This window comes from Streptomyces asoensis, assembly GCF_013085465.1.
Lineage (GTDB): Bacteria > Actinomycetota > Actinomycetes > Streptomycetales > Streptomycetaceae > Streptomyces > Streptomyces cacaoi_A.
On sequence record NZ_CP049838.1, the window covers coordinates 1,799,919 to 1,815,022 of the forward strand.

Annotated in this window: 16 protein-coding genes; 7 read left to right on the top strand and 9 right to left on the bottom strand. The window is 71.8% G+C overall.

Annotated features, from left to right (window positions below; translation table 11 throughout):
• Positions 1-32 precede the first annotated feature (32 nt).
• The 6 genes from G9272_RS07870 to G9272_RS07895 form a co-directional block, all read right to left on the bottom strand.
• A complete protein-coding gene (locus G9272_RS07870) occupies positions 33-227 on the bottom strand; it encodes a hypothetical protein (protein WP_171395870.1) in 195 nt (64 codons plus the stop codon).
• 116 nt (positions 228-343) lie between these two features.
• Complete coding sequence (locus tag G9272_RS07875; RefSeq protein ID WP_171395871.1) at positions 344-1,204, bottom strand: phosphatidylinositol-specific phospholipase C/glycerophosphodiester phosphodiesterase family protein; 861 nt, start codon at positions 1,202-1,204, stop codon at positions 344-346.
• A gap of 171 nt (positions 1,205-1,375) precedes the next feature.
• Positions 1,376-2,458, bottom strand: a complete 1,083-nt coding sequence (locus G9272_RS07880) for an acyl-CoA dehydrogenase family protein (protein ID WP_171395872.1) — start codon at positions 2,456-2,458, stop codon at positions 1,376-1,378.
• Positions 2,455-3,642 carry an acyl-CoA dehydrogenase family protein gene (locus G9272_RS07885; RefSeq protein ID WP_171395873.1) on the bottom strand — a complete coding sequence of 396 codons (1,188 nt, stop codon included), beginning with the start codon at positions 3,640-3,642 and terminating at the stop codon, positions 2,455-2,457. The genes G9272_RS07880 and G9272_RS07885 overlap by 4 nt, the downstream gene beginning before the upstream one ends.
• The gene (locus G9272_RS07890) at positions 3,639-4,616 is read right to left on the bottom strand and encodes an NADPH:quinone oxidoreductase family protein (protein ID WP_171395874.1); all 978 of its coding nucleotides are present in this window, start codon (positions 4,614-4,616) and stop codon (positions 3,639-3,641) included. Before G9272_RS07890 ends, G9272_RS07885 begins: the two co-directional genes overlap by 4 nt.
• Positions 4,617-4,728: 112 nt before the next feature.
• Positions 4,729-5,301: a helix-turn-helix domain-containing protein gene (locus G9272_RS07895; RefSeq protein ID WP_171395875.1), complete on the bottom strand. Its 573-nt coding sequence runs from the start codon at positions 5,299-5,301 to the stop codon at positions 4,729-4,731.
• A 70-nt stretch (positions 5,302-5,371) separates the two neighbouring features.
• On the opposite strand from G9272_RS07895, the gene G9272_RS07900 reads away from it, so the two are divergent.
• The 5 genes from G9272_RS07900 to G9272_RS07920 all read left to right on the top strand — a co-directional run bounded on the left by G9272_RS07900 (position 5,372) and on the right by G9272_RS07920 (position 10,177).
• Complete coding sequence (locus tag G9272_RS07900) at positions 5,372-6,373, top strand: NAD(P)/FAD-dependent oxidoreductase (protein ID WP_171401900.1); 1,002 nt, start codon at positions 5,372-5,374, stop codon at positions 6,371-6,373.
• A gap of 29 nt (positions 6,374-6,402) precedes the next feature.
• Complete coding sequence (locus G9272_RS07905) at positions 6,403-7,941, top strand: ATP-dependent DNA ligase (RefSeq protein WP_171395876.1); 1,539 nt, start codon at positions 6,403-6,405, stop codon at positions 7,939-7,941.
• Positions 7,938-8,411 carry an NUDIX domain-containing protein gene (locus tag G9272_RS07910; protein WP_171395877.1) on the top strand — a complete coding sequence of 158 codons (474 nt, stop codon included), beginning with the start codon at positions 7,938-7,940 and terminating at the stop codon, positions 8,409-8,411. The genes G9272_RS07905 and G9272_RS07910 overlap by 4 nt, the downstream gene beginning before the upstream one ends.
• A 118-nt stretch (positions 8,412-8,529) precedes the next feature.
• A complete protein-coding gene (locus G9272_RS07915) occupies positions 8,530-9,915 on the top strand; it encodes an NADP-dependent succinic semialdehyde dehydrogenase (RefSeq protein ID WP_171395878.1) in 1,386 nt (461 codons plus the stop codon).
• A 25-nt stretch (positions 9,916-9,940) separates the two neighbouring features.
• Positions 9,941-10,177, top strand: a complete 237-nt coding sequence (locus G9272_RS07920; protein WP_028807142.1) for a DUF6213 family protein — start codon at positions 9,941-9,943, stop codon at positions 10,175-10,177.
• A gap of 42 nt (positions 10,178-10,219) precedes the next feature.
• On the opposite strand, the gene G9272_RS07925 is transcribed toward G9272_RS07920, so the two are convergent.
• Positions 10,220-10,897: a hypothetical protein gene (locus G9272_RS07925; protein ID WP_171395879.1), complete on the bottom strand. Its 678-nt coding sequence runs from the start codon at positions 10,895-10,897 to the stop codon at positions 10,220-10,222.
• Positions 10,898-11,024: 127 nt separating this feature from the next.
• The gene (locus tag G9272_RS07930) at positions 11,025-12,251 is read right to left on the bottom strand and encodes an acyl-CoA dehydrogenase family protein (RefSeq protein ID WP_171395880.1); all 1,227 of its coding nucleotides are present in this window, start codon (positions 12,249-12,251) and stop codon (positions 11,025-11,027) included.
• A gap of 177 nt (positions 12,252-12,428) precedes the next feature.
• On the opposite strand from G9272_RS07930, the gene G9272_RS07935 reads away from it, so the two are divergent.
• Positions 12,429-13,070 (top strand): TetR family transcriptional regulator, encoded by a 642-nt coding sequence (locus tag G9272_RS07935; protein WP_020131608.1) that lies wholly within the window; start codon positions 12,429-12,431, stop codon positions 13,068-13,070.
• Between the two features lie 74 nt (positions 13,071-13,144).
• Here G9272_RS07935 and def read toward each other — a convergent pair whose 3' ends face one another.
• Entirely contained in the window at positions 13,145-13,699 is a 555-nt protein-coding gene (def, locus tag G9272_RS07940; RefSeq protein ID WP_171395881.1) for a peptide deformylase, read from the bottom strand.
• 158 nt (positions 13,700-13,857) lie between these two features.
• Here def and G9272_RS07945 point away from each other — a divergent pair, with 158 nt between their 5' ends.
• Positions 13,858-15,096, top strand: coding sequence for a MurT ligase domain-containing protein (locus G9272_RS07945; RefSeq protein WP_057601976.1), 1,239 nt, complete (start codon positions 13,858-13,860; stop codon positions 15,094-15,096).
• Positions 15,097-15,104: the final 8 nt, after the last annotated feature.

The window sequence follows — 15,104 nt, forward strand, 5'->3', positions numbered from 1 at the left end:
TCGCCCAGGTCATGGGTGACCCCGCAGTGGCCTCACGGTCGAAGGCTGCCGACGATGTCGGCCGTCGCCGTGAGGCCACTGTGGATGGTGGGGGCCATGCCGGTGCCGGCCAGGAGGAACCCGAGCAGCAGGCAGACCAGCGCGTGGGAGACCTTCAGTCCGCCGTTGCGCATGAAGATCACCGCCAGGACCAGCAGAAACAGCACCGCGGAAATCGAAATGGCCACCGTCAACCTCCTCCGACACGTCCGTTTTAACGGCGTTCGGCCGCAAGTGTGGCCTAACGGAGGGTTCGTCCGTGCGGCTGACCTGTCCGCCGAACGAGTGGTGTCAGCGAGTGCCGCTACGCCGTCCGGTGGGCGTCGAGGAACGCCTCCAGGCCCGCCAGGTCGTCCGTGTTGAGGTAGTCGACGTCGGCGGCGAGGAGTTCGGCCCACAGCGCGTCCCGGGCGGGGCCCGCGAGATCGGGCGTGGCCCAGAACCGCACCTGCTGGCCGCGTGCGTGGGCCGCGCCGACGATGCTCCGCAGCTTCTGCCGTTCCGCCTCGGGGAAGGCCCCGACGCCGAGCCAGGTGAAGTTGAGCGTCCAGTTGTCGCTGATCAGCGAGGCGAACGAGGAGTCGGAGGTGCCGAGGTCGGCCAGTCGGCCGTCGTAGAAGGCCCGGCGGACGCTCTGGGCCTCCATGGGCGTACGGGCCGCGCGGTCGCCGGAGATGACGGCGGTCACCGGTCCGGGGTGGACGCGGCCGTGCGCGTAGGTGGTGAACAGGCCCTTGTGGCGCCTGAGTTGCCGGTCGAGTTCGAGATACGTCGAGGAACCCTCGGTCTTGATGTCGATGAGCAGCTGAAGGGGCTGCCGGTGACCCCGGTACACCGAGCCGTGGTTGGCCTTCACACGGGCGGCGAGCGGGGCGAGGTAGAGCGACTCCAGGGTGCGGGTGGGGTCGAGTTGGTCCGCCGAGTGGGCGATGAGGAGTTCGCCGTCGACGAGGAAGATGTCGGCCTCGAGGCTGCCGAAGCGATGATCGAGGGCGTCGAGGAGGGGGCGGGGATGCTCGTAGTCGTTGTGGGCGTGGGCGCGCCACAGCGGGCGGGGGCCGTGCCTCTGTCCGTCGGCGAACGCGCTGCCGGCGGGCGGGGCGAGCACCGCGGCGACGGTGGCGCCGAGGCCGGTGAGAACTCTGCGGCGGGTGACGAGAGCCATGTTGTTCCTCCCTGTGGGGCGGGTCGGGACCACAGGGAGTATGGGGCTGTACGAGCCGCAATGAACCTGTACATGCCAGGAGTTGGCCGGACCGCCGCCGCTTGTTCACTCCTTCCGGCCAGGGCCACGAAAAAGCCCGCCCCAGATGGGGCGGGCTTCACCGGGTGACGGTCAGGGGGCCCGCAGATCGACGAGTTCGGCCACGGCGGTCCGGTGGGCACCGGCGCTGCCGTAGGCGATCGAGTCGGCCTTGGCCCGCTTGAGGTACAGGTGGATCGGGTGCTCCCACGTCATGCCGATGCCCGCGTGCAGCTGGAGCGCCTCCTCGGCGGCGTGCACGGCGACCCCTGCCGCGTAGGCCTGGGCGACGGCCACCGCGAGGTCGGCGTCCTCACCGCTCGCCAGCGCGTCGGCCGCGCCCCGGGCGACGGCCCGGAGGTTGACGACCTCCAGCCAGAGCTGGGCCAGCCGGTGCTTGATCGCCTGGAAGCCGCCGACGGGCCGGTTGAACTGCTTGCGCTCCTTCAGATAGCGCACGGTCTCGGTCAACGCCCATTCGGCGAGACCGAGTTGCTCCGAGGCGAGTAGTCCGGCACCGGCCCGCAGACCACGGCGGACGGCGGGTTCGGCGTCGCCGAGGCGGCGGCCGGGGGCGTCGGCGAAGGTGAGCGTGGCGAGCGGGCGGGTGAGGTCGAGGGAGACCTGCGGGGTGATGGTTACGGCCGAGGCGTCGACCGCGTACAGACCGCCGTCGTCCGCGGGCACGAGCAGCACGTCGGCGGCGGCCGCGTCCGCGATGCCGGACAACTCGCCCTGGAGGAGGCCTCCTTCGACGTGCACGGCCTGGACGGCGGCCCCCGGCGCGGTGTGCAGCCCGACCGCCAGCGCGCCGATCGACCGCCCGGACGCCAGCCGGCCGAGCAGCTCCTCGTCCCCGAGGGCCAACAGCGCCTCGGTGGCGACGACGGCACTGGTCAGATACGGCACAGGGGCGACGGCACGACCCAACTCCTCCAGCACCACGGCGACTTCTCGATGGGTGGCACCCTGACCGCCCAGCGACTCGGGCACCAGCAGGCCTGCGAGGCCCATGCCGTCGGAGAGCGCCTTCCAGGCCGCGAGGTCGTGCGGCGCGTCCGACTCCGTACGCGCGATGACTCCGGGCGCGTCGCAGTGGTCGGCGAGCAGGTCACGGACGGCGGCGCGCAGCGCCTCTTCCTCCTCGGAGTAGAGAAGATCGGGCTGTGCGCTCATCGGGCCAGGTCCTTCCAGGCGACGTCCTTGTCGGTGCGCGGCTCGGACGGCAGGCCCAGGACGCGCTCGGCGACGATGTTCAGCAGGACCTCGCTGGTCCCGCCCTCGATGCTGTTGCCCTTGGAGCGGAGGTAGCGGTATCCGGCCTCCCGGCCGGTGAAGTCCACCAGCTCCGGGCGGCGCATGGTCCAGTCGTCGTACAACAGACCCTCCGCGCCGAGGAGTTCGACCTCCAGGCCGCTGATCTCCTGGTTGAGCCGGGCGAACGCGAGCTTCATGCCGGCGCCCTCGGGGCCGGGCTGGCCCGCGACGAGCTGCTGGCGCAGGCGTTCGGCGGTGAGGCGGGCCACCTCGGCCTCCACCCACAGTTTCAGCAGGCGCTGGTGCAGATCATGGGTGCGCAGTTCGGGGCGCTCGCGCCAGGTCCCGGAGACCGGGCCGATCATGCCTCCCTCGCGGGGCAGCCGCATGCCGCCGATGGCGACGCGTTCGTTGTTCAGCGTGGTCTGCGCGACCCGCCAGCCGTCACCGACCTCGCCGAGGCGGTGCGCGTCGGGGATGCGGACGTCGGTGAGGAACACCTCGTTGAACTCGGCCTCACCGGTGACCTGACGCAGTGGCCGGACCTCGACGCCGGGGTCGGTCATGTCGCAGAGGAAGTAGGTGATGCCCGCGTGCTTGGGCAGGTCCGGGTCGGTGCGGGCGATGAGGATGGCCCAACGGGCGACGTGGGCGCTGGACGTCCACACCTTCTGCCCGTTGACCACCCAGTCTCCTCCGCTCTCACGGACGGCGCGGGTGCCGAGTGCGGCCAGGTCGGAGCCGGCGCCGGGCTCGCTGAAGAGCTGGCACCAGACCTCCTCGCCCACCCACAGGGGCCGCAGGAAACGCTGTTTCTGCTCCTCGGTGCCGTACTTCAGGATCGTCGGCGCGGCCATGCCGAGGCCGATACCGATGCGGCGCGGGTCGTTGTCGGGGGCGCCCGCGGCCTCCAGCTCGGCGTCCACGACGACCTGGAGGGAGCGGGGCGCGCCGAGTCCGCCGAGGCCCTGCGGGTAGTGGACCCAGGCGAGCCCCGCGTCGAAGCGGGCCTTCAGGAAGTCGAGCCGGTCCGTGGTCGCGGGTGGGTGCGCGGCCAGCAACTCAGCTGTGCGGCGCTGGAGTTCGGCTGCGTCGATGGTCATGCGGTGGCTCCGTTCTCCAGCGTGGGCACCACGGTGACCCGGCCTGTGGTGACGCCGTCGCCGACCCGCTGCACGGCGGCCGCGGCCCCGTCGAGCGGTACGCGCTCACTCACCAGCGGCCGGATCGCGCCCCGGGCGGCCAGCTCGGTGAGCTGCTCGTGGCAGTGCTGGACCAGCTTCGGGTTCTTGGTGTTGTACAGGCCCCAGTGCAGGCCGAGGATCGAGTAGTTCTTGACGAGGGCGTGGTTCAGCGCGGGGCTCGGGATGGTCCCGCTCGCGAAGCCGACGACCACGATCCGGCCCTCGAAGGCGACGACCTTCGCGGACTGGGTGTAGGCCTCGCCGCCGACGGGGTCGTAGATCACGTCGGCGCCCCGGCCGCCGGTGGCCTCCTTCACGGCTCCGACGACGTCCTCGGCCCGCCGGTCGATCACCACGTCGCAGCCCAGCTCCCGGGCCACGGCGGCCTTCTCGGCGCCGCCCACGACGCCGATGACGGTCGCGCCCGCCGCCTTCCCGAGCTGCACGGCCGCGCTGCCGACCCCTCCGGCGGCAGCGTGGACGAGCAGCGTCTCGCCGGCCTCCAGGTGCGCCCTGCGGTGCAGACCGAACCAGCCCGTCTGGTAGCCGATGTGCAGCGCGGCGGCCTCGGCGTCGTCGAGCGACTCGGGCGCGGGGAGCAGGGCGGCCGCGTCGGCGACGGCGTACTCGGCGAAACCGCCGTACGGCAGCGCCGGGTTGGCGATCACGCGACGGCCGTCCTCGGTCTCGCCGCAGATCTCCACACCGGGTGTGAACGGCAGCGGGGGCCGCACCTGGTAGTGCCCCCGGACCATCAGCACGTCCGGGAAGTTGATGTTCGCGGCACGCACCCTGAGCAGGACCTGGCCGTCGCCGGGCGTGGGCCGCTCCACGTCCTCGAGCCGCATCACCTCGCTCGGCTCGCCGTTCTCGTGCACCTGCCATGCCTGCATGCGGAGCCTCCACGGGACTGCGTCGTCCGACCGGCGTTCCGACCGGTTCGATTCGCATACTAAGCGGTCGCTTGCCAGGAGGGAACAGACGACGGACGAAGAGTCGCCTCTGTCACCCCTTCCGAGGCCTCGCTCGCACATGCATCCGCTCACCCTGCGGTCCGAACAGGCTCAGGAACTCGGCCGGCCCCTCCCCCGTCGACCCGAACCAGTGCGGCACCCGCGTGTCGAACTCCGCGGCCTCGCCCGCCGCCATCACGACGTCGTGCTCTCCGAGCACCACCCGCAGCCGCCCGGACATCACGTACAGCCATTCGTAGCCCTCGTGGGTGCGCGGCTCGGGCTCCTCGTCGCTGCGGGGTACCAGCACCTTGAACGCCTGGAGTCCGCCGGGCTGGCGGGTGAGCGGCCAGAAGGTGCGTCCGTGCCGCACGATCGGCTCGGCCCGCACCCGCGGATCCCCCACCGGCGGCGCCCCGACCAGCTCGTCCAGCGGCACCTGGTGGGCCTGGGCGATCGGCAGCAACAGCTCCAGGCTGGGCTTGCGCAGCCCGGACTCCAGCCGCGAGAGGGTGCTGACGGAGATGCCGGTCGACTCGGACAGCGCCGCGAGCGTCACCTCCCGCTCCTTCCGGAGCCGCCGCAGCCTCGGCCCGACCTCCGCGAGTACCTCATCGGTCGTCATGCCTCCATATTGCCGAAGCGGCAAATATGTTTGTCAATCCCGAGCACGCCCGGCGACCGTGGTCGCGGAGGTGGTCACCGTGACCGAGAAGACCGAGGCATACGAAGTGATCGTCGTCGGCGGGGGTGCCGCCGGCCTGTCCGCCGCGCTCGTCCTGGGCCGGGCCCGGCGCCGCACACTGGTCGTCGACGCGGGTGAGCCGCGCAACGCGCCCGCCGCCCATATGCAGGGCTATCTGTCGCGGGACGGCATGTCACCCGCCGAGTTCCTCGCCGTCGGCCGCGAGGAGATCGCGCGGTACGGCGTGGAACTGGTCCGCGACCGGGCGGTGGACGTCACCCGGGGTGAGGGCTTCGCCGTACGGCTCGCCGGCGGTACCCCCTCCGGGGGAGGCCGGACCGTGCGGGCCCGGCAGCTCGTCGTCGCGACCGGCCTGAAGGACGAGCTGCCGCGGGTCCCGGGCATCGCCGAGCGCTTCGGCCGGGACGTGCTCCACTGCCCCTACTGCCACGGCTGGGAGGTCCGCGACCAGGCCTTCGGCGTACTCGCGAGCACCCCGATGAGCGTCCACCAGGCGCTGATGGTGTCCCAGTGGTCGAAGGACGTGACCCTCTTCCTGCACACGGTCGCCGAGACGGAGCCGACCGACGAGGACCTGCGCAGGCTGGCCGCGGCCGGCGTGCGTGTCGTCCCCGGCGAGGTGGCCGGGCTGGTCGTCGAGGACGACCGGCTCACCGGGGTCCGGCTCCGGGACGGGCAGGTGTACGACCGCGAGGTGGTGTTCGTGGCGCCCCGGGCGGTGCCGCGGACGGATCTGCTCGCCCGGCTGGGCGCCGAGATGAGCGAGACCCCCTTCGGCACATACCCCGTGGTCGACGGGCGGGGCCTGACGACCGTGCCCGGCCTGTGGGCGGCCGGCAACGCGTCGGGCTTCGCCGAGCAGGTCGTGAACGCGGCCAGCCGTGGCTACCGGGCCGGGGCGGCGATCAACGGGGAGCTGCTGATGGCAGACCTCGACCGGGCCGTCGCGGCCGAGGCGGCCCACGCGGACGGGGCGGCGGTGCGGATGTAACCCGGCCGTCGGCGTTGCACCATGGCTGCATGCTGCTGACCCGGCTCGCCGACGTGTCCCGGGAGGTCGCCGCCACCTCGGCGCGCTCCCGCAAGATCGCCCTGCTCGCCGAACTCTTCCGGGACGCGGAGGCGGACGACGTGCCGATCGTCATCCCCTATCTGGCCGGACGGCTCCCCCAGGGCCGGCTGGGCGTCGGCTGGAAGGTGCTGAGCCGGCCGGTCGCCCCGGCCGACGGGCCGACCCTCACCGTGCGGGAGGTGGACGCCCGGCTCACCGAGCTCGGCAAGGTGTCGGGCACCGGCTCGCAGGCCGAACGGACGCGTCTGGTCGGTGAGTTGATGGGAGCGGCCACCGCGGACGAACAGCGCTTCCTGCTCGGCCTCATCACCGGCGAGGTCCGGCAGGGCGCGCTGGACGCCGTCGCCGTGGAGGGCCTGGCGCAGGCGACCGGGGCGCCCGCCACGGACGTACGCCGGGCGGTGATGCTGGCCGGGTCGCTGCGGACGGTGGCGCAGGCGCTGCTCGCGGACGGACCTGCGGCGCTGGAGGCCTTCCGGCTCACCGTCGGCCGGCCGGTCCTGCCGATGCTCGCGCACACCGCGTCCGCCGTGGCCGAGGCGGTCGGCAAGCTCGGCGTCTGCGCGGTGGAGGAGAAGCTGGACGGGATCCGCGTCCAGGTCCACCGCGACGGCGAGGACGTCCGCCTCTACACCCGCACCCTCGACGACATCACCGACCGGCTGCCCGAAGTGACGGACGCGGCACGGCGGTTGACGGGGTCGCGGTTCATCCTGGACGGCGAGGTCATCGCCTTCGACGGGACGGGCCGCCCCCGCTCCTTCCAGGAGACGGCCGGCCGGGTCGGCTCCCGGGTGGATGTGACGGCGGCCGCCGAAGCGGTCCCCGTCGCCCCCGTCTTCTTCGACGCCTTGTCCGTGGACGGCCGGGACCTGCTCGACCTGCCCTTCGCCGAACGGCACGCGGAGCTGGCCCGGCTGGTGCCCGAGCCGATGCGGGTGCGCCGCGCGGTCGTGTCCGGGCCCGAGGACGTCGAAGCCGCGGAGGAGTTCGCGAGGGAGACCCTGCTGCGCGGTCATGAGGGAGTCGTGGTGAAGGCCCTCGACGCGCCCTACAGCGCAGGCCGGCGCGGCGCGTCCTGGCTGAAGGTCAAACCCGTGCACACGCTCGACCTGGTGGTGCTGGCCGCCGAGTGGGGCCACGGCAGGCGCACCGGCAAGCTCTCCAACCTGCACCTCGGCGCCCGCACCGCGGACGGCGGCTTCGCCATGCTCGGCAAGACCTTCAAGGGTTTGACCGACGCCCTGCTCACCTGGCAGACCGAGCGCCTGAGGGAACTGGCCGTCGACGAGAGCGGCTACGTGGTGACCGTACGCCCCGAACTCGTCGTGGAGATCGCCTACGACGGCCTTCAGCGCTCCACCCGCTACCCGGCCGGCGTCACGCTCCGCTTCGCCCGCGTCCTCCGCTACCGCGAGGACAAGCGCCCGGAGGAGGCGGACACCGTGGAGACCCTGCTCGCCGCCCACCCGGAGGTGCACCCGTGACCCCCGCGACGCCCAAGCGCAGCGCGGGCCTGCTGTTGTTCCGGCACACCGACGACGGTCCACAGGTGTTGCTGGGCCATATGGGCGGTCCGTACTTCGCGAAGAAGGACGCCGGGGCGTGGACCGTCCCGAAGGGCGAGTACGAGCCCGACGAACCGGCCTGGGAGGCGGCCCGCCGCGAGTTCCGGGAGGAGCTGGGCCTGCCGCCGCCCGACGGCGAGGCGATCGACCTCGGCGAGGTCCGGCAGACGAACGGCAAGGTCGTCACCGCATGGGCGATCGAGGCGGACCTCGACCCGGCGGCGATCGCGCCCGGCACGTTCACCATGGAGTGGCCGCCGAGATCCGGCCTGACCCAGGAGTTCCCGGAGCTGGACCGGGTGGCCTGGTTCGGGCTCGACCGGGCCCGCGAGGTGATCGTCACGGCACAGGCCGCGTTTCTCGACCGCCTGGCGGAGCACTCGGCCTAGGGACGCGTCTTTCGGCCCACCCCGGGGCCGCATGGTCTGGCACGCACATCTGCCGCGTTGCGGCCCCGGGTCCGGCGCGGGAAGGTCGAAGCACAGTCAGCTCTTCAGGAGGTCGGTCATGCCCATCGCGACGGTGAACCCGGCGAACGGCGAGACGCTCAAGACGTACGAGGCCATGGGCGAGGAGGAGCTGGAGCGTCGGCTCCAGCTCGCGGAGGCCACGTTCCGTACGTACCGGACGACGACGTATCCCGAACGCGCCCGCCTGCTCAACCGGGCCGCCGACCTCCTCGAGGAGGACCAGCGGGACATCGGCCGGGTGATGACCACCGAGATGGGCAAGCCGGTGAAGCAGGCGCGCGCGGAGGCCGCGAAGTGTGCGAAAGCGATGCGCTGGTACGCCGAGCACGCGGCGGAACTGCTCGCCGACGAGGAGCCGTCCGCCGTCGACGTCAAGGATTCCGGCGCCGCGCGCGCCCTGGTCCGCTACCGGCCGCTGGGCCCGGTGCTCGCGGTGATGCCGTGGAACTTCCCGCTGTGGCAGGTGGTCCGGTTCGCCGCGCCGGCGCTGATGGCGGGCAATGTGGGCCTGCTCAAGCACGCCTCGAACGTCCCGCAGACCGCCCTGTACCTGGAGGACCTGTTCCACCGGGCCGGCTTCACCGAGGGCTGTTTCCAGACGCTGCTCATCGGCTCGGGCGCGGTCGACGAGATCCTGCGCGACGAGCGGGTGAAGGCGGCGACCCTGACCGGGAGCGAGCCGGCCGGCCGGGCGGTCGCCGCCACCGCCGGGGAGATGATCAAGAAGACGGTGCTGGAGCTGGGCGGCAGCGACCCGTATGTGGTCATGCCGTCGGCGGACGTCGACCGGGCCGCGCAGGTGGCGGTGACCGCGCGCGTGCAGAACAACGGGCAGTCGTGCATCGCCGCCAAGCGGTTCATCGTTCACACGGACGTGTACGACGCGTTCACCGAGCGGTTCGTGGCGGGCATGGCGGCGCTGAGGGTCGGCGACCCGCTGGAGGAGGAGACCGACGTCGGGCCGCTGGCGAGCGAGCAGGGGCGGTCGGACCTGGAGGAGCTGGTGGACGACGCGCGCCGCTTCGGCGCCGCCGTGCTGTGCGGGGGCGAACGGCCCGACGGGCCGGGCTGGTACTACCCGCCGACCGTGCTCTCCGGGATCACCCGCGAGATGCGCATCCACCGGGAGGAGGCGTTCGGGCCGGTCGCGACGCTGTACCGGGCGGCCGACCTGGACGAGGCGGTGCTCATCGCCAACGACTCGCCGTTCGGCCTGAGTTCCAACGTGTGGACGCGGGACGAGGCCGAGGTGGACCGTTTCGTACGGGACCTGGAGGCCGGCGCCGTGTACGTCAACGGGATGACCGCGTCCCATCCGGGATTCCCGTTCGGCGGGGTGAAGCGGTCCGGGTACGGCCGTGAGCTGTCCGGGCACGGAATCCGGGAGTTCTGCAACATCACCACGGTTTGGCACGGTGCGTGAGCGCCGCGCGGCTACGATCCCGGATGTGAACCGCGAAGTGACTCTGCCTCTGATCGTCGATGACCGCGGGACCTTGCAGGTGGCCGCGGCCGACGTGAGCAAGCTGCTCCGCACGTTGGGCGGTCGATGGCTGCATCTCGTCGAGGCCGGGGCGGACGGGCTGGACGAGGACACCGTCGCCGCGTTGACCATCGAGCTCGCGAAGCTGGCCGACCGGATCGACGTGGCGTGCATCGCGCACAGCAGCGGGGGTGCGCCGTAGGGGGCACCCCTGAGGGGTGCCGCCGAACGGCACCCCAGGGCGTTACTTCACGTTGCCCGCGAAGATGGACGTCTCGGAGTCGAAGTCGGGAGCCACCTCGATCTGGAGGTACTTCTCGCGCTTGGGGAGTTCGCATCCCCAGGAGAACGACAGGGAGCGACCGGCCAGGATGTTGGTGTCGGGGGTGCCGTCGAGACCGTCGTCGAAGATGGCCTCGGCCTCCTTGCCCTCGTCGCCGTAGGCGCAGTTCACGGTCATGCTGGTGGCGTCGAAGGTGCTCGTCGAGCTGTTGAGGACCTTGATCGTGAACTTGACGTAGGGCGTGTTCTCGGGGGACGCGTAGTCGTGGGAGACGCCCCGGGAGAACTTGGACAGGCTGATCTCCACGTCGTTCTCGTAGGCGACGGTGTCCGAGAGGGCGTAGGCGCCGTCCTCGGTCTCCTCGGCCGCCGGCTCGTCGCCCGCGTCCGTCTCGGCTGCCGGAGCGTCGCCGTCCGCGAACTCCGTCTCGGTGACGGTGACGGTGGGAGCGGCCTCCGTGCCCTTGTCACCGTCCCCGGTGACGCTCATCGTGACGGCGGATGCCAGGACCGCGGCGACCACGGCCGCGGCCACGGCGATGAGGACCGTGGTCGTCTTCTTGGGCGGCAGGGGCTGCGGCGGAGCCGGGATCGGCGGGCCGTAGCCGGGCATCGGCGGTGGCGTGAATTCGTTGCTCATGGTCCCCCCAGGACTGTTCGGTTGAAGAGTGAATGATCTCTTACCGGAGGTCGGATGGGGAGTCCCGGGACGGGAGCGGCCCCCGGGGGTCCTCCCCGGGGGCCGGATCACGCCGTCGTCCGGCGCTCTAGCGGATCGGCATCCCCGACAGCGTGCGGGCGATCACCAGACGCTGGATCTCGCTCGTGCCCTCGAAGATCGTGTAGATGGCCGCGTCGCGGTGCATGCGCTCCACCGGGTACTCCCTGGTGTAGCCGTTGCCGCCGAGAATCTGGATCGCCTGCGCGGTGACCTGCTTCGCGGTCTCGCTGGCGTGCAGCTTGGACATCGAGCCCTCGGCGGCGGTGAACGGCTTTCCGTTGATCGCCATCCAGGACGCGCGCCAGACCAGCAGCCGCGCGGCGTCGATCTGGGTACGCATGTCCGCGAGCTGGAAGGCGACGCCCTGGTTGTCGATGATCGGGCGGCCGAACTGCTCACGCGTCTTGGCGTAGTCGAGGGCCACCTCGTACGCGGCACGCGCCGTGCCGACCGCCATGGCGCCGACCGCCGGCCGCGACGCCTCGAAGGTAGCCATCGCCGCGTTCTTCACGCGCTCGCCGCCCGTCCTCGCCCGCTCCCGGGCCCGCGCCAGCCGCTCGTCCAGCTTCTCCTTGCCGCCGAGGAGGCAGGAACCGGGGATCCGCACGTTGTCGAGGATCACCTCGGCGGTGTGCGAGGCGCGGATGCCGTGCTTCTTGAACTTCTGCCCCTGGGCGAGACCCGGGGTGCCCGGCGGGACGATGAAGGAGGCGTGCCCCTTGGAGCCGAGTTCGGTGTCCACGGCCGCGACGACGACATGGACGTTGGCGATGCCGCCGTTGGTCGCCCAGGTCTTGGTGCCGTTGAGCACCCACTCGTCCTTGGCCTCGTCGTACACGGCACGTGTGCGCAGGGAGGCCACGTCGGAGCCGGCGTCGGGCTCGGAGGAGCAGAAGGCGGCCACCTTGACGTCGCTCGCGTCGCCGTACATCTGGGGGATCCAGGTGCCGATCTGCTCCTCGGTGCCGTTGGCGAGAACGCCCACGGCGGCGAGGCCGGTGCCCACGATCGACAGGGCGATGCCCGCGTCGCCCCAGAACAGCTCCTCCATGGCCATCGGGATGCCGAGGCCGGTGGGGTCGAAGTACTGCTGCGCGTAGAAGTCGAGGGAGTAGATGCCGACCTTGGCGGCCTCCTGGATGACCGGCCAGGGAGTCTCCTCACGCTCGTCCCATTCGGCGGCCGCGGGGCGGATGACGTCGGCCGCGAAGCCGTGCAGCCAGTCCCGGACCTCCTTCTGTTCGTCGTTGAGCTCCATGGTGAACTCGGCCATGTCCCCTCCAGGGCGGAACGTGCATGTTACTAGCGGTAACGCGAGTCTGTTACTGGTCGGTAGGAAAAGTCAACTCCTGCTGACGGCCCGGGAGCCCCCCGGCCCGTTCGATGTCAGGCTGCTGCCAGGTGTTAGTTTGCGCAGGCGTCACCGAATCAGCACGGGTGGGGAGAGCTCATGGACACCACGCAGCGGACCGAGCAGCAACGGTCCGCCGACCGCCGAAGGCGCGAGCTGCTGGAGGCCGCCGACCGGGTGGTGCTGCGCGACGGCCCGCAGGCCTCGATGAACGCGATCGCGGCGGAGGCGGGCATCACCAAACCGATCCTCTACCGGCACTTCGGCGACAAGGGCGGACTCTACGCCGCGCTCGCCAAACGGCACACGGACGCGCTGCTGGACTCGCTGCGGGCCGCGCTGGACGCTCCCGCCGAGCGGCGCGAACGGGTGGAGGCCACGCTGGACACCTACCTCGCGGCGATCGAGGCCCGGCCCCAGGTCTACCGGTTCCTGATGCATCCGTCGGACGGGTCGCCGGGCGAGCAGGGCTTCGACGTGGGCAAGCACTCGGCGCCGCTGCTCCGGCGGATGGGTGAGGAGCTGGCCCAGGTCATCGAGGACCGGGTGGACCTCGGACCCGGCAGCCAGCAGCTGGCCCGGGTGTGGGGACACGGGATCGTCGGCATGATGCACGCGGCCGGGGACTGGTGGCTGGGCGAGCGGCCCTGCACCCGTGCGGAGCTGGTGCGGAGTCTGGCCGATCTGCTGTGGGGTCGCCTCGCGGCGGCCGGGGACAAGCTCGGCGGACCCGGGTTCTGACGTTCGCCCGCCGGGCCCGGGACACGGGTGGGCGCTCGCGCCCACCCGGCCCGCCGTACGGCAACACCCCCGCCCTAGGCGGGACCGGCCTCCCGGCTCCAGGCGGCCCGTGCGACCTGGCGCGTGAGTTTCCTCTTGCGCCACCCCGTCACGCGGTCCGCGTACACCGTGCCCTCCAGGTGGTCCGCCTCGTGCTGCAAGCATCTGGCAAAAAATCCGGTCCCGTGCACGGTGATCGGCTCGCCCGTCATCGTGAACCCCTCGACCACCGCGTGGTCGTGGCGCTCCGTGCCCGCCTCCAGACCCGGCAGGGACAGACAGCCCTCCGGGCCGCGCAGGACGATGCCGTCCGCCTCCAGCAGCCGGGGGTTCACCACATGGCCCAGGTGGCGGACGTCCTCGTCGTCGGGACAGTCGTAGACGAAGACCCTCAGCGGCTCGCCCACCTGGTTCGCGGCGAGGCCCACGCCCTGGGCCGCGTACATCGTGGCGAACATGTCCTCGACCAGGCGGGCGAGTTCGGGGCCGAAGTCGGTGACGTCCTCGCAGCGGGTGTGCAGGACGGGGTCGCCGAGCAGGGAGAGGGGCCGGACGCGCCCGTGGGCGCCCGGGATGGAGCCGTGTCGCATGGCGGCAAGGGTACGGTCCTTTCTGACACGCGCATGCCGCACACGGGCGTGAGGTGGTGCCGGGATTCGGGAGTGCGAATGGATCTCGATAGGCTGACCACCCACCACGTTGCCGTACGGCAGAGGCGCGGCGCGTACGCAAGGAGGATCGAGAACTGATGGCAGGCAACTCGGACCCGCTCACGCCGCGGGCCAAGATCGCCGTGACCGCCGGCAAAGCGGTCGCGGCGGCGTCGCGCGCCGCGGGGCGCGGCAGCGGTTCGGTGATCGGCGGCCGGGTGGCGCTCAAACTCGACCCCGACCTCCTCGCCCGGCTCGCCCAGAACCTGGACGTCATCCTCGTCTCGGCGACCAACGGCAAGACCACCACCACGCGGCTGATCGCCGAGGCACTGCGCGCCGCCGGTCCCGTCGTGTCCAACGCGCTCGGCGCCAACATGCCGGCCGGCATCACCTCGGCCCTCGCGGGCGGCTCCGAGGCCCGCTACGGCGTGATCGAGGTCGACGAGAAGTACCTCGCGGGCGTGGCCCGGGACACCGCCCCCAAGTGCATCGCGCTGCTCAACCTCTCCCGCGACCAGCTGGACCGCGCCGCCGAGACCCGCATGCTCGCGGAGAACTGGCGTGAGGGGCTTGCCGGTTCGAAGGCCGTCGTCGTCGCGAACGCCGACGACCCGCTGGTGGTGTGGGCCGCCTCCTCCTCCCCCAACGTGATCTGGGTCGCCGCCGGGCAGATGTGGAAGGACGACGCCTGGTCGTGCCCGTCCTGCGGTGGTGTCATGCAGCGGCCCGGTGACGACTGGTTCTGCGGCGAGTGCGGGTTCCGGCGTCCGACGCCGAGCTGGGCGCTGTCCGGGGACCACGTGCTCGACCCGCACGGGTCCGCCTGGCCGATCCACCTCCAGCTGCCGGGCCGCGCCAACAAGGCCAACGCCGCCTCCTCGGCCGCCGTGGCCGCCGTCTTCGGGGTGCCGCCGCAGGTGGCGCTGGAGCGGATGTACCAGGTGCAGGCCGTCGCCGGTCGCTATGACGTCGTCCAGTTCCAGGGTCGTGACCTGCGGCTGCTGCTCGCGAAGAACCCCGCGGGCTGGCTCGAGACGTTCAGCCTGATCGATCCGCCGCCCACCCCGGTGATCCTCTCGGTGAACGCGCGCGGTGCCGACGGCACCGACACCTCCTGGCTGTGGGACGTCGACTACACGCGTCTGACCGGCCACCCGATCTTCGTCGTCGGTGACCGGAAGCTGGACCTCGCGGTGCGTCTGGAGGTCGCCAACCAGCACTTCCAGGTGTGCGAGAACCTCGACCAGGCCGTGCAGCAGGCGCCGCCGGGCCGGATCGAGGTCATCGCGAACTACACCGCGTTCCAGGACCTGCGCCGCCGCGTCGGCAACTGACCACTAAG